This window comes from Anoxybacillus sp. B2M1 (genome assembly GCF_001634265.1).
In the GTDB taxonomy this organism is placed as follows: domain Bacteria; phylum Bacillota; class Bacilli; order Bacillales; family Anoxybacillaceae; genus Anoxybacteroides; species Anoxybacteroides rupiense.
Genome location: NZ_CP015435.1, coordinates 2,694,520 through 2,713,878, shown reverse-complemented (window position 1 = coordinate 2,713,878; position 19,359 = coordinate 2,694,520). Strand labels below are relative to the sequence as shown.

The window sequence follows — 19,359 nt, the reverse complement described above, 5'->3', positions numbered from 1 at the left end:
TTGCTACTTTTACTTTTCCATCAGAAAGGCGCCTAGCTTGATGGCTACAGACAACAAATGTTCTTTGTTTGTCATCAATGAACTAAGCTAGGCGCCCAGTAACACTCTAAACTTTAAATTGAAGGAAAAGGGAGCAATGATCTTCCCCACCTTTTCCAACTATGATTACTGCTTACTTACTTCATCCTCCAATTTAGCTGGATATTTTGCTTCGTCAAATTTATAAATGTAGATTTTCGCATATTTATTGTCGCCTTTTTCATCAAAGCTTACCTTTGTAACCACTCCTTCATATTCTTGAACTTTGCGAACGCCCTCAGCCACTTGCTGGCGCGAAGGAAGCTTGTTTCCGTTTTCTTTAATGGCATTTTCAATTCCTTTTAGCAATACTCCCATGGAGTCATAACCATAAGCAGAATAAGATTCGATATCTTTTCCAAATTTTTGCTTATACTTTTCGGCAAATTGCTTTCCAGCATCTGTCGCTGTCGTAAGACCAGCCGCAGATGTCATATATACATTTTTTACTGCGTCTCCAGCGATTTGCACAAGCGTCGATGAGTCAAAGCCGTCACCGCCCATGATCGGTACCATAATTCCTTTATCGCGCGCTTGCTTAATCAACTGGCCACCTTCCGTATACAAGCCACCAAAGTATACAAGGTCCGGCTTTTTCGCTAGCACTTGGTTTAGCACGCCGTTAAAGTCTTTTTCGCCGACTGTAATTCCTTCAAAGCCGACCACTTGAGCGCCTAGATCTTCAGCGCCCTTTTTAAATGCTTCTGCCAAGCCGCTACCATATGCGGTTTTGTCTTGGATAATGAAGATTTTTTTCGCTCCAAGCTTTTCGATTGCGAATTTCGCTCCTGCAGGTCCTTGGAAATCATCGCGGGCACAAATGCGGTTAACTGTTTTTAAGCCGCGGTCTGTCACGTCAGTTGCTGTGTTTGCTGGGGAAACCATCGGAATGCTGTATTTTTCATAAATTTCTGACGAAGGAATGGCTACGCCTGAGTTAAGATGTCCTACTACACCAAAAATTTGCTTATCGGCTCCAATAAGCTGAGCGTTTGCTACCCCTTTTTTCGGGTCACCTTGGTCATCATAAGGAACAAGCTCCAATTTAAATCCAAGCTTTTCAAAATTTGCTTGCTGTTCTTCTAATGCCAGCTGGGCACCCAATTTAATCGACTCGCCCAATGTCGCACTTCCACCGGAAAGCGGCGTTTGCGTCGCAATCTTAATGACATTGCTTCCACTGCTGCCTCCACTTCCTCCATTGCTAGCGTTTTGATCCTTGTTCCCTCCAGAACATCCCGCTAACAAGCCGACTGATAGTGTCGCTGTTGCTAAAATTGAGAAGGTTTTCTTGAAGACCATTCGTATCCCCCTTTTTAGACTTTTAAAAATTTTTTATATTTTAAGAAAAATATAATATGAATTTTCAAAATTAACAAGCTTTATTTTTTTCCTAGAAAAAACTTTTTTGCACAAAATACTTTGGATAATGCTATCTAATACTCATTTCTAGGGCTTTTTTACTCAATATTTCGAATCACGAAATATTATTCTTACAAAATTTACTAAATATTTTCAACAATATAAACATAGAATGAAATATTATGGAGAGGTTCCACTCATGGAGCAACTAGATTTCTTTTTTATTTATAAGCACAGCGAAAGATTGAGCAAACGATGTCGGTGAAAATCATCTTGTATTTATAATGTGCCAGCACGTTAACCTCTAAATAAAAAACGAACCTTTCTGAAAGGAAGCGAAAGGCTCGTTTTTTTACTATTTCGATGATCTTCTTCGATTATAATACAGCTGAATAGCAAACGAAGCGAGTTTGTAAAGAAAAGTAACAAGGTTTCTTCTTGGTCACATGAATGAAACGAAAAGTAACCTCCAATAAAGATCCAAAGATGAGAACAATGAACCTCTCCCACCTCCACTTCGGTTAGAGGTGGGAGATTTCTCGGCGGATGATGTTACATCTCATCTATACGGGAGTGCTGTTTCGTCATATAGGCTTGTCTCGGATGGTTGGGCTGATTTGGGTACTTTAATTGAATCTTTCCTTCCTCTAGCAGCTTAGCCAAGTAATTATTACGCAATCCATCAGATGTTCTTTCTAATAAATAGGCTAATTCTTTTAACATCAGTGGCCGTTGCGCACAAAGCTGTAAAATCATTTGCTCCATGACGCTTGGATGAAGCCTTTTTTTCTTACGTGCCAGTTCAGCTATTTTCCATAGCTGTTCATCTATTTCCTCATGATGGATATCCGAATCCATATACTCCATTTTATTTACGGAGTTCAACCGTTTATTTGCGGAGTTCGAAGATTTATTTATGGAGTTCAACACATTATTTAAAGAGTTATCCGGTTTATTTACGGAGTAGTCGCGTTTATCTATAGAGTAACCAGATTTATTTATGGAGTTATGGTCGTTATTTAGTAAGTTCAAGTCCTTATTTACTAAGTTATCAACTTTATTTACGGAGTTATCTATATCTGCATGGATCCAATCGTCTAGTCCTTCATCTTGTTCCTGTTCTATCGTTTTTTGGTGATCTGTTTCATATGTTGCCACAATATCAGCTGGAAAAAACATCATGGTAAAAACCGTGCGTTCTGGATGATTCTGTTGAATAAATTCAGGCTGCTTCCATTGATGGGCATCCCATATCGATTGAATATGCTTTAATCCGGATCCTGCCCGTTTACAAAGGCCGATTAGAATAAACATTTTAAATAGATTAGGGTTGCGTAAATTGCTCATTCCGCTTGAAAACGCCGATTCAGCTGGAATACGGAGCAAACCGGGATTGGAGAGGCGAACGATATTTCGTTCTTTTTCAATGACAATCCCTCCCTCTCCAGAGTAATCAGCATGAACTAAAGCATTGATAACTGCTTCATGGAGCGCTGATTGTACAAATGAATGACTACTGTCCATATGATTCATGACTTTAAAATAAAAATCATATACATTGCCAGACCATGTTCCGTCTTGAGAAGTAAATCGTTTTTCCCAGTTAGCCGCTTCCATTTCCCCCGTGCTTTCGCGATATTCCAGAAAATATTGCGGCAATACTTCTGTAATAATTCTTTCTTCACTGAACATGATGAGTCCGGCAACCGTGACGCCTTCTTTACTGCTGTTTCTCAGCTTTCCCCATGCACCAATTTTGTATAAAAATTCTTTTGTCTCAAGTCCATTCCATGGGTGCTGCGGCTTTACAGCTGCAAATTTTTCGCGATAATGATTCACTGATTCAAAGTTCAACTCATTCAATCCGTAGTGTTCTAAAATTAAATTGTCTGACATAACCAGTGAATGTTCATCCGGATTATTTGTATATTTATTCACTTCCAATCTCCCTCTTATGCTATTTTATAAAAATAAAACCGGCATCCTATGCTTTTTATTTTATCACCTTTCTTGTGTATTGCGGATAATGGTAAAAAAAGAAAATGGCAGGGATAATTTTTAAAATTCAAGGAAATTTATGTATATGGACAAAAATACTGAAGGAGGTAACAAATCGTGCAGTCTCTTCCATTATCTGTTGAGCCTTATTGGCGTTCATCTGTCAAACTTCCCGAATTCCCTTCGTTAAATGAAGATATCCATGTCGATGTCGCTATTATCGGAGGCGGTATTTCCGGCATTACGACTGCTTATTTGCTTACAAAAGCAGGGAGCAAAGTGGCTCTAATCGAGGCCGACCAATTGCTAAATGGAACAACGGGACATACAACCGCAAAAGTTACAGCCCAGCACGATCTTATTTACGATGAATTGATTCATCACCTTGGTACCGAAAAAGCTCAGCTTTATTATGAAGCTTGTACAGAAGCTATGCGATGGATCCAAACCATCATACATGAGCAAAACATTGACTGTGACTGGAAAGAAGAGGATGCGTACATATACACTCACTCCTCATCCTCTATTCAAAAGCTCATTAACGAATGTAAAGCATATGAAAAGCTTGGAATCAAAGGGGAATTGGTGGAAGATCTTCCGCTGCCGCTTCCCAGCAAAGCTGCTCTTGTCATGAAACAGCAAGCACAATTTCACCCTTTAAAATATTTAACGCATCTCATTGAAGAGATCACACAGTCGGGCGGACTCATTTATGAGCAGACTCCTGCAAAAGATGTCGAAAAAGGAAATACATTAACGGTCATTACACGCAATAACAAACGAATAACATGCCAGCATCTCGCTGTTTGTTCCCATTTTCCTTTTTATGACGGTGGCTTTTATTTTTCGCGAATGTATGCGGAGCGCTCCTATGTTCTCGGTGTACAAATAGAGGGAGATTACCCTGGCGGCATGTATTTAAGCGCAGATGAACCGAAACGTTCGATTCGCTATGTCACCACAATCAACGGAGAAAAATTGCTTTTAGTGAGTGGAGAAAACCATAAAACCGGGCAGGGAGTCCCTACCATTCAGCATTATGAGGCTCTTCAATCCTTCGCCTCAGATATGTTTCCAGTGACGTCGATTCCCTATCGCTGGTCTGCCCAAGACTTAACGACATTAGATAAAGTTCCATACATCGGCGCGATGACAGCCCATACCCCTAATATTTATGTCGCGACAGGATACCGAAAATGGGGGATGACCAATGGAACGGTCGCTGGTTTGCTTCTGACCGATCTCATTACAGGGCGAGAAAACCGCTATCATCACCTTTACACACCGTCACGCTTTTATGCTGATCCAAGCGTCAAGCATTTTATTACACAAAATTTAGATGTCGCAAAACACCTTATCGAGGGAAAAATAGAGCCTGTCATTCGGACGCCGCAAGATCTGGCTAACGGAGAAGGAGCTGTCGTGCTCGTAAACGGGAAGAGGGCAGGGGCGTATAAAGATGAGAACGGTTCATTATTTCTCGTTGATACAACATGTACACATATGGGTTGCGAACTGGAATGGAACAGCGGAGACCGCACATGGGACTGCCCTTGCCACGGCTCTCGATTTTCGGTTTGCGGCGATGTCGTAGAAGGCCCTGCCCAACAGCCGCTTACGAAAATAAACGAAGATGCTCTGGATTAAAGGATTCTTAGTATATAAACATGATGATTTTCTCATATCATTCCATCATTGTTTTACCCGGCTTTACTAAGAGCTCACTTCTCTCTTATAGGTAAAGGATCGCTTATGCTAGAAGCCTTATTATTGGATTGCATAAGAAAAGCTGTCCGATCGGACAGCTTTTCTTATGCTGATTTTTCAGAGGACTGATACTCTTTTTCCCAAAACTCCGCGTCTTTAATTCCTAATTTGACTGGATCAAATACAGGGTCCTTTCCAGCCTTTTTCTGATTCTCATAGTCTTTAAACACTCGTAAAGCTGTCTTCGATAAAAGAAGAATCGCAACAATATTGAGCCATGCCATACTTCCAACGCCGATATCGCCGAGCGCCCACGCCATTTCCGCTGTTTTAACACTTCCATAAAAAACCATCAACAAAATAAGCACCTTTAATGCAATTGGCAGCCACTTTATGTTGATTTTCCTCATAATATACGTAACATTCGTCTCAGCCATATAATAGTAAGCCATAATTGTGGTGAAGGCAAAGAAAAAAAGCGCAATCGCCACAAATGGGGCACCCAAGCTAGGGAAGACGGTTTCCACCGCTTTTTGCGTATAAATCGGACCTGGCTCCACATTGCCAAGCGTTTGAACAATCGGCGCCGCATCTTCTGGCGTCACATTATACATCCCAGTAATTAAAATCATAAATGCCGTGGCAGAACATACAAACCATGTATCAATATATACAGAAAAAGCTTGCACCAATCCTTGTTTGGCCGGATGCGACACTTCAGCCGCTGCTGCTGCATGCGGCGCTGTACCTTGTCCTGCCTCATTGGAATAAATGCCTCGCTTCACTCCCCAAGCAACGGCAGAACCGAAAATCCCGCCAAATACGGCATCCGCGCCAAAAGCGCTTCGAAAAATTAAAGCAAGCACACTTGGAATCTGAGCCATATTCGAGAAAACAATAAACAAAGCAACGACAATATAGCCTAGTGCCATAAATGGAACGACAAACTCTGCAACACGTGCAATGCGTTTGACTCCGCCAAAAATAATCGTTGCTAAAATCAGCACCAATCCAATACCAGTTATGATTGGACTCACTCCAAACGCATTTTTCATTCCCGCGGCAATACTATTCGCTTGTACTCCCGGCAACAGCACACCTGTAGCCAAAACAGTAACAACTGCAAACAAGACCGCATACCATTTCATTTTTAAGCCTTTTTCAATGTAATAGGCGGGCCCGCCGCGAAATTGCCCATCCTGCTTGACTTTATATACTTGTGCCAAAGCAGCTTCCACAAAGGCTGAACCTGCACCTAAAAAAGCAATTAGCCACATCCAAAAAACAGCACCTGGTCCGCCGTAAGCAATGGCTGTCGCGACACCTGCAATGTTTCCGGTACCGACGCGCCCAGATAACGCAAGCGACAGCGCCTGAAATGAAGAAATGCCGGCTTCTGAACTGCGGCCTTCAAACATTTGCTTTATCATATCCTTTAAGTATCTCAACTGCAAAAAACGAGTGGCCACCGAGTAGAATAAACCTGCCGCGATGCAAAGATAAATAAGAGCAGGGCTCCAAATCAGCTGATTTAACCGTTCAATAAACTGCTCCAAGAAAATTCCTCCCTTTTTGTTTAATAACAGAAAAAAAACAATTATATTGTTAAATAACAGAATCATTAAATATTATAAAATAAATTTACTATTTTTTTAACTGTATTTTTACTCCAAAATAAAAAACATCCTTAAAACAGGATGTTTTACTTCATATTCATGCCTATTTTGCATGCTACTGCGATATTTTTCGCTGTTTGTGTTATATAATATTCTGCCTGTTCGATTGCTTTCGTCAGCGAAATAATGCCGGGAACAATACTATAAATGGCATCAATGCCTTGACATAGTACAGCGCTGCAATCGTCTCCCAGCGAACCCGCTATAGCTAAAACCGGAATGTGATATGGCTTGGCGGCTTTTGCTACACCGATTGGCACCTTTCCGTAGATCGTCTGTCCATCGATGCGTCCTTCTCCCGTAATAATAAGCGAGGCTCCACGGATGCGTCGCTCGAATTGCACAGCGTTCAGCACGATGTCGATCCCTCGTTTTAGTTCCGCATTCAAAAAAGCAAGTAAGCCCGCTCCTAATCCTCCCGCCGCACCAGCTCCGGGAACATCATGTACTCGTTTTCCGACGGTCCGTTCAATCATATCCGCATAATGACGCAAATTTTGCTCAAGTTGCAGCACCATTTCCGGTGTCGCTCCTTTTTGCGGACCAAAGACGGCTGCCGCCCCTTGCCGGCCGATTAACGGATTTACTACGTCGCAAGCCGCTTCTATTTTAACCCGGCTCAGTCTCGGGTCTAATGAGGAAAGGTCAATCGATGCAAGCTTAGCAAGATTTCCTCCGCCAGGGTCCAAGTCTTTTCCATGTTTATCTAACAAACGGCCTCCCAATGCTTGCACCATTCCTGCTCCTCCGTCATTTGTCGCGCTTCCGCCGATCCCGATGATCAAGTGGTTCGCTCCTTCATCAAGAGCGGCCCGGATCAACTCTCCTGTCCCTTTTGTTGTCGTTATCAATGGATTTCGTTTGTTATTAGGGACTAAATGCAAGCCTGAGGCGGCTGCCATTTCGATGACCGCTGTTTTTCCATCACCAAGCAGCCCAAAACACGCCTGAACAGGTTCTCCTAAAGGTCCTGTGACTTCTCGTTCCACAATCCGGCCTTTCGTAGCCGCAACCAACGCTTGAACCGTTCCTTCTCCTCCATCAGCCATTGGCATGCATACATACTCCGCCTCGGGAAATACCTCGCGAAACCCTTTCTCAATCGCACGAGCGACCTCGATAGCGGCTAAACTTTCCTTAAATGAATCAGGCGCAATGACAATTTTCATCCATTTTCTCCCCCATCTTTTTTCATTGAGTAAAATGTAAGTGTCTTATGACAGCCCCATCCACTTATGTATATACAACTTAGTTTCCCAGCATCCATCACCGCTGTTGCAGTTTGCCGTTGTTTCATATACCTCTCTCTATAAGCTTATAACGGATCTTTAGAAAAGAGAAACAATATCTAGTTGGACGCTATATATCCCCATTCAAAAGCACAAAGACTTGTCTCGATCACTCCTCAGCGTGACCGAGAACCGAATAACCAATCACGCGACCTCCATCCCTACTTATTTTGAGGAGAAAATGTTGAGACATCCAATTAGATGGATAGACTTTCGCCATAAAATTTCCCCTGCACGCAAAAATGGAAGCGCGCCTTCTTTTTCATGGTACGCTGTTCCATCTCCTGCGTGCAGGGGGGAGAAAGGATTCTCTTATTTGCTTACGCTTAAGCTGATGTCCTGTTAACAGAGCTATCATCTTTTTCGCTAGCGTGCAAATACTTTTTATAAACATAAGGAGACGTCATAACAGAAAGCATCGCTCCATAATTCAAGGAAAATCTGACCTCATCTCCTGGACGTAAAGAGCTGCTTTTGGCATCGAGAATGATATGATCGCTGCTGGAACCGAGTATCTCAACAGGCGTTACAGGAGTCAGTCCGCTTACTAGTACATCTTGCCGCCCGATTCCTACAATCGCGCGGCGGATCATGCCCCTGTCCTTAAATGATACGGTTTCTCCAAACGCGTTTCTTCCTCTGTCTCCAAACGGTACCGACGGTTTCCATTTCGACTCAATGACCTCTGCCACTAAGCAAAAGGCATCTTGATATAACCCTGGAATAGGCGACCCATGAACCGTTTCTCGTCCTAAAAAAATAGATTCTCCAAGCCGAATGTGATTCATCATGCCGACATCTTTCGTATTCTTAAACCACTGGTAGTTAGCAGAATTTCCTCCCGAAACATATGGAAGCAATAATGAAAATTGTTTTTGGATGGTTTTCACCAAATCCGAAAATTCCTTCATTTTCTGTTCCGTTGGAATGATTCCGCCAAAACAAGCAAAATTAGTGCCAAGACCAGCCATTCGGATTCCCGGAAGCGGTAAAACTTGACGAATAAAGTCTGGGACATCCTCAGGCATAATTCCTTCACGTAAATCTCCCATTTCTACCATTAGAATCACAGAATGCACCTTATGCTGCTTTACCGCTTCTGCTGAAAGGGCCCGAATGACCTCAATCTCGGTATTCATGCTCATATCGGCAAATTGAACCACTTGTTCGATCTCACTCAACGCAGGAGTTCGGATCAGCATGAATGTCGCGTTCAATTGAGCCATTCTCATTCTTTTGAGATTGACGATTTTCGTATCCGCCAAGCTGGTTATTCCGCTTTCAATAAGCGTCTTGGCAATCTCCAGACTGGCTCCGACTCCTTTGACCACTCCGGTAATTTGAATTCCTTTTTCTCCATATAGCTTTTTTAAAACTTGAGCATTGTGTTTGATTTTTCTAAGATCGATTTCCACTCTTGGGGCGATTTCCTTCATCATATCGCCACCCCAGATTGAGCCTTATTTTGCAATGATGGGAAATATTCAATGATTCGATCGACTACTTTATCAGGACCTATTTTTAAAACATCTGTCACGGGCAGATGGAACTTCTGCTCATACTCTCTTATCGTCCTTGTCAATTCTTGATCCGACATTCCTTCGTGGTTCAAAGTGATGGCAATGACCTTTGTTTGGCCGAAATGTTCGATTAAATCTATTTCACTTTGGACAGTCGGCATTTTCATAAACGGAAAATCCCCTAGCGTTTTTCGTTTGGGAGGATGCTGCAAAATCACAGCTTTAGGTCTTGCTCCCTTTAAAACTCCCGCTGAACTGACATAGGCAGGATGGCTTAATGCTCCCTGTCCTTCGACAATCATTATATCGGGTTTTTCATTTTCATAGGCTCTCACAATCTCGCGCTCCAGTTCGCCAATCATATATTGCAATGGAAACGCATCCATAGCAAACCCATAGGAAGCTCCTTGAATCAGCCCTGTTTGTCCGGTTGCGATAAAAGCGGTTCGGTAGCCGCGTTTCTGCAATGCCCTGTCAAGGATCATGGCCGTGGTTCGTTTTCCACATGCCCCATCCGTTCCCAACACGGCAATAATCGGTGTCGGTATTTGTAATATTTGTCCTGTAAATAGGGTCCACTCTTTTTTTGGTTTCGGCTTGCGAATGTCACGGATTTCCACGCCGCATCGGCTGGCGATACGCATCATTTCTTCATCTTCTGTAAGAAACTCCTGAAGCGGGTTGATGATATTCATTCCGGCTTCCATCGCTTGAATAATGACTCTTCGTTCTTCTTCTTTTAGGAAAGCATCAGCAGGGGCAATACCGAGGATGAAGTAGCTTGGCTTTTGCTTAGACACAGCGATGGCCTCTTGAAGGTTTTTGCAAATAGGAATCCCATTCCTTTTGCCATCTAAAAACTCTCCTGAATCCCTTCCTGTTTTTGTGCTGTCAATCACCGCTGTAATGTCATACAAGCCTGAACTGCGGATTAATCCATTGGCCGTTTTTCCATCCATGGAGCCAAATTGATTTTCACAATAAACAATGGCGTACTTCTTCATACAGAATCCCTCCATCTTCTCATGTGAAATCAATTTTTTTCCATAAAAAAGAACACCTTATCAGCTTCCTGCAGTCATGTAATCATCCATTTCTTTAGGAAGAAAGACGTCCTTCATCAAAACGGTCTTATTGCTGGTGAGGTATTTTCGCGTGGAAGAAGTTTCTTAATTAAAATTATAAATCATTTCAATGAAAAATGTGAACTATTTTGCTCTTTTCTAGCTGTTTCGTCGCTGACTCGCCTGTACCCGTTTCGCTTGGTATTTCATTGCTTGATATAACCAAGCGAATTCTATGATCATGGAAAACAAGATCATGATGTTGAGTGTGATTTATTAGGATACCGTGCATGAATGAGCGCACGATATCCTGTTTATGCCCGACGCATATATACACGGACCGTGATAGGTGCAAAGATGGCTACGATGACTGCGGCGCCGATGAGGGAAACGGCGAAATCCCAGCCAATGGTTCCAGCGTTAATTAAATTGCGGACAGCGGTAATAATATGTGAGATCGGATTGATCTTCGCAAACCATTGGAGCCAATCAGGCATTGTCTTGACTGGCACAAAAGCATTAGAAAGAAAAGTAAGAGGAAACAGCACAAGCATCGAGATTCCTTGTACGCTTGAAGCCGTACGGGCAATAACGCCAAAAAAAGCGAAGATCCAGCTGATTGCCCAAGAACACACAATGACAAAAACCGCAGCGATGACGACAGAACCTAGTCCCCCTTCTGGACGATAGCCCATGATATACCCCATCACAAAGGTAAGAACGGTCGCAATGGTATAGCGGATGGTGTCGGCTAAAAGAGCGCCCGCAAGTGGAGCAATACGGGCAATAGGCAGTGATTTAAAACGGTCAAACACGCCCTTGTCCATATCTTCGCGCAATTGAACCCCCGTCACAATCGATGTCCCGATCACGGTCTGCACAAGAATACCTGGAATGATAATCGGCAAATAGCTTTGCACATTTCCCGCAATCGCTCCGCCAAAAATGTAGGTAAACATTAACGTAAAGATGATGGGCTGGAGCGTGACATCAAATAATTGCTCCGGTGTGCGCCGGATCTTCAAGATACCCCGATAGGCCATCGTCAACGAGTTGCGTACCGTCTGGCCAAAGCTTAATCTGCTTTTTAGTTGACGCTTAGCCATGAGCTCGCTAGCAGAATGTCTCATATCCCCACCTCCGTTTTTTCGTTAGATGTCGCAAAAATGTCCCCGTCTTCCTTCACCCCATGTCCAGTAATGGTGAGAAAGACCTCATCAAGCGTTGGTTTCTGAACACTTAACTCAGCTAAATGGATTCCGGCCTCGCGAAGAGCGATCAGCAAATCCGTCACTCGGTCGGCGTCTGCCATCGGCGCCGTAATTTTTCCCGTTTCCAATGACACATTGGCTCGGACCTTCAGCACCCCTTCAACGGTCTGACAAGCCTTCTCGATATCCGTTTCCTGCTGAATTTTCAACTGTAGCGACGAACTGCCGACGGACGCTTTCAGCTCATCTGCTGTTCCCTCAGCAACCACTCGACCGCGATCAATGACGGCAATTCGGTCAGCTAGCTCATCAGCCTCTTGCAAATACTGGGTTGTTAAAAGGACGGTTGAGCCTTGCTTTACTAAGCGACGAATCGTCTCCCACATTTGATTGCGTGTGCGCGGATCCAGTCCTGTAGTCGGTTCATCTAAGAAAATAAGTGGCGGCTGGGCAATCAAGCTTGCGGCTAAATCGAGACGGCGCCGCATCCCTCCGGAGAAATGCTTCAACGGGCGTTTCGCCGCTTCGGTCAAGCCGAACTCCTCCAGCAGCTCTGCCGCTTTACGACGCGCCTCTGTGCGGCTTAATCCCAGCAGACGAGAAAAAATCACTAAATTTTCGATCGCGCTGAGCGATTCATCCACCGATGCATACTGGCCTGTCACGCCAATCAACTGTCGCACAATTTGCGGTTCCTTCACCACATCATAGCCAAAAATGCGCGCTGATCCTTCATCCGGCCGCAACAAGGTCGCCAGCATTCGGACGGTCGTGGTCTTCCCCGCTCCATTCGGCCCAAGTACGCCGTAAATCGTACCCGCACGCACATTGAGATGAACTCCATCAACCGCTCGTTTATCGCCAAAAACTTTAACAAGTCCGTGCGCTTCAATAGCCCAATGACCATTGTCTGACACTGTTCGCTGGATATGTCCCATTTCATTTCCTCCTCTACAACTGAGTACATGACTGATGGTAACACACGTTTATGAACAGAATATGAACAATGAATGACTAATAATGAGCTTGTACATACCCATACGGGAAAAATGCTCTCCGCCAAAGCGTCCGTCCGTTTGTATTGCTTATGGGAGCAGCTAATTTATGTCGCGTTGGCAAACGGCAAGAAACATTCTCCATGTATAAAGATGGAATGAGTCATCTTTTAGAAAGTCTGTTCCTAAAATGATCAAAAGGATCAGGGGGCTTTTCCCTGATCCTTTTGATGCTGATTATGAAACTTGTTCGCCGCTTTTTTCTTTGACCGGAATTACCATTCTTTCTTTGCCCATCAAAACAATGGATATAAATGCTAATAGGATGGGCACTAATGTCCATTTAAAAGTGGTAGCAACAGAATGGGCCATCGCATCCGCAATTTTATGAAGGATGTCTGGCGGTATTTTTGCTTGAACATCCGCTGATAATAAAGTGTTTGAATCCAATTTTCCAGCAAATCCGCTCATATGGCCGAACACATCTTTTAAATCACCTTTTAATATATGGTTTTGGATCGTGCCAAAAATGGTCACTCCAATGGTCATTCCTAATGTTCTAAAAAACGTATTTGTCGATGTCGCAATTCCCCGTTTTTGCGGTTCGATCTTATGCTGTGTTGCCATACTTAACAAAGAGAAGGAGCAGCCCATGCCAAGGCCGGCTATAATCATAAAAACCGTCACAGTGGAGCGGGCCGTATTGACATCTAATGTGCTTAATAGAAACATGCCCATAAAAAATAAAACAACAGAAACAAGCATAATGCTACGATAGCTGAACCATCTCACAGATCGGCCCGCCACTTGGCTTCCCACCACTGAGCCAAGCATCATCGGAATTAAAATAATCCCCGAGTTAGTGGCCGTTCCTCCGTATACAGACTGAACAAAAAGAGGAATTAAGACCGTTGTAATAATAAAGGCGGCCCCATAAAAAAATGCCACGGCTTGTGTTGCTGCAAAGAGCTGTCTTTTGAATAAGCTGAATGAAATGATCGGCTCTGATACTTTCCGTTCAATCAAGATAAAGGATACGAAAAGGACAGCAAAAATCAAAAATAGAGAAATAATTTGGACAGAATTCCAATCATACTCTTTCCCGCCAAGCTCTAACGCAAACATCAAGCTGACAACGGAACCAACTAAAGTAAGGGCCCCAAACCAATCAACTTTAAGTTTTTTCAGCTGAAGCGTTTCTTTATAAAACTGAGCAATCAAAAATAAAGATAAAATCCCTAAAGGCAAGTTAATATAAAAAATCCAGCGCCAATTAATTTGATCGGTAATATATGCGCCTAATAACGGACCAATGACGCTAGATAAACCAAACACAGCGCCAAATAATCCTGTCATTTTTCCCCGTTTTTCCGGAGGGAAAATATCGAAAATAATGGTGAAGGCAATCGGCATTAATGAGCCTCCGCCAACTCCCTGAATGGCCCGATAAATGCTTAATTGCACAATGCTCTGTGCGGCTCCGCAAAGAGCCGAACCGATAACAAAAATAGTCAGGCCTAATAAATAGAACCGTTTCCGGCCATACATGTCTGATAATTTCCCAAAAATCGGCATACTAGCCATCGTCGCTACGAGATATGCCGAAGTCACCCAAATAAATTGATCTAGCCCATTAAGCTCCCCTACAATGGTTGGCATTGAAGCGGATACAATCGTATTATCCATTGAAGCCATTAATATTCCTAATAATAGACCGACTACAACGAATCCAACTTTGCTTTCTTGCAAGTTCATAGACATTCCCCTTTTATTTATGATCTGTTAATTTTTTCTCCTCTTTTGGAAACAAGGCATTTCATTAAGATGGAGTAACATATCTAAAATCAAACGCAACTCTTCTTCACTATACTGTTGAAATAGACGCGAAAGAGAATCGTGTAAAGGCTTAAACAATTCCCTTATTTCCCCATCTCGGTCAGACAAAGGCTGGATAATTACGCGTCTGCGATCTTGAGGGTCTGGCACTCGTTTCACAAGCTCCGCTTTTTCAAGCCGGTCGATAACCCCAGTAATAGCCCCCGTTGTAAGGTTCGTTAGCTGGGCCAGTTGTCCCGCAGTAATGGGGCCCGTCTGATTGAGCAGCTCCCTGCACTTTAAATCTGTCGCATTTAAATGAAGCTTAGCGGCAACTCCTTCATTATATATAACAAGAGCAGCGCTAAATTTCCTCCATTCCTGAATAAGTAAAGGAATGAAATCGTTATTGGCTGATGGCTGCTCTGACATGTCACTCCCTCCTTTACGATGTTACTAGTGAATTATTTCACTATTTAAATACTTATCACCTAATTATCTTAATGAATAAGAGAATTATATAGATGAGACAGTAAGAATGTCAAACGTAATGGGAAACTAGCGGCACATTCTACAAAATGCTCAGACCAAGTTTAGAGCGCCATCTGATAAGGCTTATTATCATGGAAAACCCATGATAATATCGATTCAGCTGTTGCCTTTATGATGTATCAATTGTAAACGAAACAGTATTTATAAAAACTTACGGTCGGAAGGCAAGACGTATAATTTGTTCTATGGGAGCCATCTGTTTCGGCATAAATTTCCATGCAACAAAAATCCAGGGAGTGGGTAGAGTCCCTGGATTTTTGGGGGATATGTTTTTTGCCATTCCGTATCCATGATTTTTTATCATTCACATATGGCCTTCATATCGGCTTTGCCATTCCATTGATGATGGCCATTCTTTTTGATCATGACTTTTTTTATTATATCAAGCATGCCATATCATCCTCGCTGTCTTTATCTCTCCGCCATCACCAATAAACCATTTGCTACGATTACTCCTTATATTTGTCCTTAACGATACTCGAACCGATACTACCACCGACCATTAAGATGAGTGGTCCAAAATTCCAAAAAAATGCACCTCCATATAACGTCATATCCATCTCTGTTAACTTATTTAGAATGAGAACTCCTATTTTTATAATCAAAAAAATAACACCTATAAAAATCAATACATCAAAAAATGCTTTTAGTTTCGGATACGCTAATTTTCTGCTATCCTTTATCAATTTTTCAGTTAATTCTTCATCGCTCCTTAACAATTCATCAATGGTGACATCAAAAAGATCGCTTAACTTTATAATGATTTCAATACTAGGGTAATTCTGTCCATTTTCCCATTTTGAAACAGACTGCCGGCTCACAAAAAGTTTTTCCGCTAATTCTTCTTGAGACCAGCCTTTATTCTTTCTTTCCTTTTTTAGCTTCTCTGCAAAATTCAATTCAGTCGTCACCTTCTTTCTTCATTTTACAATCCATTATGGTGATAACTCATCTTAAAAGTAAAGATAGCCTTAGTTGCTATCCCCCCGCAACCTAAGGTTTCCCTCTTTAACCGCAGCGAATTGCAGCCTTTCTATGATAAAAGAGATACCGTACAACTTTATCCATATGAAATACATCTTTGTTATTGAGCGATAACCAGAGGCTATACCCTGCTTGCCTATCTAAGCCGTTCTTTTTTTTGCTTTACTGCTATTTATGATACGGTTCTCCACGATTAATCCGGAACGCGCGGTAAATTTGTTCAAGAAGAATAAGCCGCATCAGCTGGTGCGGGAAGGTCATTTTTGAAAAAGAAAGTGATTCATTGGCCCGCTTCATTATCTTTTCACTTAATCCGAGCGAGCCTCCAATTACGAAAGCGATTTTGCTCGTACCATAGGTGGCTAGCTTATCTAAATGGATGGCAAATTCTTCAGATGACTTCATCTTCCCATCAATCGCCAAAGCAATGACGTGCATATCATCTGAGATTTTGGCTAAAATCCGCTCACCTTCCTTCTCTTTGATTTGCTTCATTTCTTGGTCGCTTAAATTCTCCGGCGCTTTTTCATCAGCGACTTCAATGATTTCCATTTTCGCATACCCAGACAGCCTTTTCACATATTCTTCAATACCTTGCTTTAAATATTTTTCTTTTAATTTCCCTACCGATAAAACCGTTATATTCACAAGTCATCCCCACTTTATAAACATCCTATCAACAAAATTTATCCACATATACACAACATCTATCCACATATTGTGAAGAAACATTAGTTCCCCACTATATATGCGGCTTGACGAGAACAATATTCGCATATTCCATCATACTTATCCACAGGTAAAGGATAAATTTCTGGCGCTTTTTCATGATTATCCACATACACATCGATGGCCAGCTCCATATGTTCTTCACAACACATAATCATCGTTCTCTCCCCTTTATCCACTTGTGGACAAAGAAAACAGGAGCGTCCTATTCCGCTCCTTGTTTTCTTTGGGCCTGCTGGATAGATTCTTTCCCCTTAAAGTGATTCTTTCGTAAGCTTCATGGTCACAGTTTCCTTTTTCCCATTGCGATAAAAGGTCACTTTCATGTTATCGCCAATGGCTTTTTTCGTATACAGGTACTTTCTAAGGTCAAGTACGTCGCTCACCTTTTGATCATCTAATGCAACGATGACATCAAATTGTCTAAGTCCTGCACGATCTGCCGGAGACCCTGGTCTTACTTGAATAATCGCTACTCCTTCAGTAATATCAGGCGGCAAATGCAGCGTTTCTTGTAAATGGTAGGACGAAATATCACTTAGCGAACGAAGCTCGACTCCCATATAAGGGCGGCGCACTTGTCCATATTGTTCTAAATCCGCGATAATAGGGCGGGCAAAATTAATCGGGATCGCAAAGCCGATTCCTTCAACTTCTTCTTGGGCAATTTTCATTGAATTAATGCCGATCACTTGCCCTTCAATATTAACAAGGGCTCCGCCGCTGTTTCCAGGATTAATGGCAGCGTCTGTTTGTAATACTTCCGCATTCCAATCCGGCAATCCATCTTGATCCAAGTCCACTTCGATGGTCCGGTTTTTTCCTGAGATGATCCCTTCGGTAACAGATCCCGCAAATTGCAGGCCGAGCGGATTCCCAATCGCTATTACTGGTTCTCCTAGCGTCACGGCATCAGAATTTCCAAACTCAGCTACATTCCCAACCTTTTGGGCATTGATTTCAAGAACGGCTAAATCTGTTAATGCATCGGTGCCTAACAGTTTCGCTGGCACCCGCGTCCCGTCTTTTAAGCTCACTTCCAATTGGCTGGCGCCTTCGACAACATGATTATTTGTAACAACGAAGGCTTTTCCATCCGCTTTTTTGTAAATGACGCCTGAGCCTGTACCAGCTTCACCACCTTCAGACCAAAAGCTGGCTTCTTGAATGTTTACGACGCCGACCACCGCATCAGATGCCTTATCAATCGCTTTTGTCACTTGAGAAGTAACATTGACGGAGACGTTTTTTTGAACCGTTGGATAATGGCCCGGTTCCCCCGTTTGTTCTTCTCCTTGCTTTGGTGTTACATTATACGGGAGTACATCCCACCTTGATAGCGCAGGAATCGAAAAGGTCACCAGCAATGCTCCTAAAATCGCACCAACCAGTCCGGAAAAAAATGCACCTCTGCGGTTGCCTTTCCGCTTTTGACGATACTCCCCATAATGATCATCATAATATCCCACGTGCGACTCACCAATCCTTTCCATTCAAAGGTCGTGCCTCTTTCTATTATACTGCCCGCTTTTAACAAAAATCCATTTTCAATGGCAATAGTCCATCCTTTGCAAAATCAATGTTAAACATACACCAGCTTGGTTGGCACTTTCGGGTCCGTATCGCAAATTTCAAACTGTTGTCCGACCCCAAATCCCCGATTTTCTAATGTTTGTTCAACTGTCATTCGAGCGAGTTCTTTCATGTTATTATCTTGGCTTAAATGGGCCAAATAAATTCTCTTTGTTTGATCGCCAATGACATCGGTCAAGGCCAGTGCCGCATCTTCATTAGACACGTGTCCGACATCGCTCAAAATGCGTCGTTTAATGCTCCAAGGATAGCGCCCCATCCGAAGCATTTCGACATCATGGTTACTTTCAAACACAAAGACATCGGCATGTTGAATCGTTCCTTTCATTCGATCGCTCACATATCCTGTATCAGTAATTAACGCGAGCTTCTTGCCATCATGATGGAACACATAAAACATCGGCTCTGCTGCATCGTGGGATACTCCAAATGACTCGACATCTAAATCACCAAACGAACGGACATCCCCTAATGGAAAGATAAATTTTTGTTCTGTCGGAATGTCACCTATTAACCCTTCCATGGCCCTCCATGTTTTTTCATTGGCATAAATCGGTAGCTGATATTTTCTCGCCATGATTCCTAGTCCTTTAATATGATCACTATGTTCATGCGTGACCAAAATCGCGGTCAAATTTTGCGGAGAACGTTCGATTTGCTTAAAGAGCTCCTCCATTTGTTTACCGCTAAGTCCCGCATCTACAAGTAAGCGCTGCTTTTCTGTTTCAATATAAAAAGCATTTCCTGTACTGCCGCTTGCCAGGACGCTAAACTGCATCATCTTAT

General features: G+C 42.7%; 16 protein-coding genes. 1 reads left to right on the top strand and 15 read right to left on the bottom strand.

Annotation, left to right across the window (positions count from 1 at the left end; genetic code table 11):
- Positions 1-165 precede the first annotated feature (165 nt).
- Together GFC28_RS13240 and GFC28_RS13235 are read right to left on the bottom strand one after the other, a co-directional pair.
- Positions 166-1,380 (bottom strand): branched-chain amino acid ABC transporter substrate-binding protein, encoded by a 1,215-nt coding sequence (locus tag GFC28_RS13240; RefSeq protein WP_044745179.1) that lies wholly within the window; start codon positions 1,378-1,380, stop codon positions 166-168.
- Between the two features lie 612 nt (positions 1,381-1,992).
- Positions 1,993-3,378 carry an ATP-binding protein gene (locus GFC28_RS13235; RefSeq protein WP_044745206.1) on the bottom strand — a complete coding sequence of 462 codons (1,386 nt, stop codon included), beginning with the start codon at positions 3,376-3,378 and terminating at the stop codon, positions 1,993-1,995.
- A gap of 177 nt (positions 3,379-3,555) precedes the next feature.
- Here GFC28_RS13235 and GFC28_RS13230 point away from each other — a divergent pair, with 177 nt between their 5' ends.
- On the top strand, positions 3,556-5,085 hold the full coding sequence (locus GFC28_RS13230; protein ID WP_044745178.1) for an FAD-dependent oxidoreductase: 1,530 nt from the start codon (positions 3,556-3,558) through the stop codon (positions 5,083-5,085).
- Between the two features lie 164 nt (positions 5,086-5,249).
- Here the strand turns inward: GFC28_RS13230 and GFC28_RS13225 are convergent, their stop codons facing one another.
- The 13 genes from GFC28_RS13225 to GFC28_RS13170 all read right to left on the bottom strand — a co-directional run bounded on the left by GFC28_RS13225 (position 5,250) and on the right by GFC28_RS13170 (position 19,351).
- Positions 5,250-6,701: an alanine/glycine:cation symporter family protein gene (locus tag GFC28_RS13225; protein WP_044745177.1), complete on the bottom strand. Its 1,452-nt coding sequence runs from the start codon at positions 6,699-6,701 to the stop codon at positions 5,250-5,252.
- Positions 6,702-6,847: 146 nt separating this feature from the next.
- Positions 6,848-7,990 carry a glycerate kinase gene (locus GFC28_RS13220; RefSeq protein WP_044745176.1) on the bottom strand — a complete coding sequence of 381 codons (1,143 nt, stop codon included), beginning with the start codon at positions 7,988-7,990 and terminating at the stop codon, positions 6,848-6,850.
- 446 nt (positions 7,991-8,436) lie between these two features.
- Positions 8,437-9,549: an alanine/ornithine racemase family PLP-dependent enzyme gene (locus GFC28_RS13215; protein WP_197431032.1), complete on the bottom strand. Its 1,113-nt coding sequence runs from the start codon at positions 9,547-9,549 to the stop codon at positions 8,437-8,439.
- Positions 9,546-10,634 (bottom strand): N-acetyltransferase DgcN family protein, encoded by a 1,089-nt coding sequence (locus GFC28_RS13210; RefSeq protein ID WP_044745174.1) that lies wholly within the window; start codon positions 10,632-10,634, stop codon positions 9,546-9,548. The genes GFC28_RS13215 and GFC28_RS13210 overlap by 4 nt, the downstream gene beginning before the upstream one ends.
- A gap of 374 nt (positions 10,635-11,008) precedes the next feature.
- A complete protein-coding gene (locus GFC28_RS13205) occupies positions 11,009-11,824 on the bottom strand; it encodes an ABC transporter permease (RefSeq protein WP_044745173.1) in 816 nt (271 codons plus the stop codon).
- A complete protein-coding gene (locus GFC28_RS13200) occupies positions 11,821-12,843 on the bottom strand; it encodes an ATP-binding cassette domain-containing protein (protein ID WP_044745172.1) in 1,023 nt (340 codons plus the stop codon). Before GFC28_RS13200 ends, GFC28_RS13205 begins: the two co-directional genes overlap by 4 nt.
- Positions 12,844-13,137: 294 nt before the next feature.
- Positions 13,138-14,655, bottom strand: coding sequence for an MDR family MFS transporter (locus tag GFC28_RS13195; protein WP_369818730.1), 1,518 nt, complete (start codon positions 14,653-14,655; stop codon positions 13,138-13,140).
- A gap of 27 nt (positions 14,656-14,682) precedes the next feature.
- On the bottom strand, positions 14,683-15,147 hold the full coding sequence (locus GFC28_RS13190; RefSeq protein WP_044745170.1) for a MarR family winged helix-turn-helix transcriptional regulator: 465 nt from the start codon (positions 15,145-15,147) through the stop codon (positions 14,683-14,685).
- 569 nt (positions 15,148-15,716) lie between these two features.
- A complete protein-coding gene (locus tag GFC28_RS13185) occupies positions 15,717-16,166 on the bottom strand; it encodes a helix-turn-helix domain-containing protein (RefSeq protein ID WP_044745169.1) in 450 nt (149 codons plus the stop codon).
- A gap of 253 nt (positions 16,167-16,419) precedes the next feature.
- Entirely contained in the window at positions 16,420-16,899 is a 480-nt protein-coding gene (gene rlmH / locus GFC28_RS13180; RefSeq protein WP_044745168.1) for a 23S rRNA (pseudouridine(1915)-N(3))-methyltransferase RlmH, read from the bottom strand.
- A gap of 83 nt (positions 16,900-16,982) precedes the next feature.
- A complete protein-coding gene (locus GFC28_RS18955; protein WP_082063770.1) occupies positions 16,983-17,138 on the bottom strand; it encodes a CxxH/CxxC protein in 156 nt (51 codons plus the stop codon).
- A 96-nt stretch (positions 17,139-17,234) separates the two neighbouring features.
- Positions 17,235-18,449: a S1C family serine protease gene (locus GFC28_RS13175; RefSeq protein WP_044745205.1), complete on the bottom strand. Its 1,215-nt coding sequence runs from the start codon at positions 18,447-18,449 to the stop codon at positions 17,235-17,237.
- A gap of 113 nt (positions 18,450-18,562) precedes the next feature.
- Entirely contained in the window at positions 18,563-19,351 is a 789-nt protein-coding gene (locus tag GFC28_RS13170; protein ID WP_044745204.1) for an MBL fold metallo-hydrolase, read from the bottom strand.
- Positions 19,352-19,359: the final 8 nt, after the last annotated feature.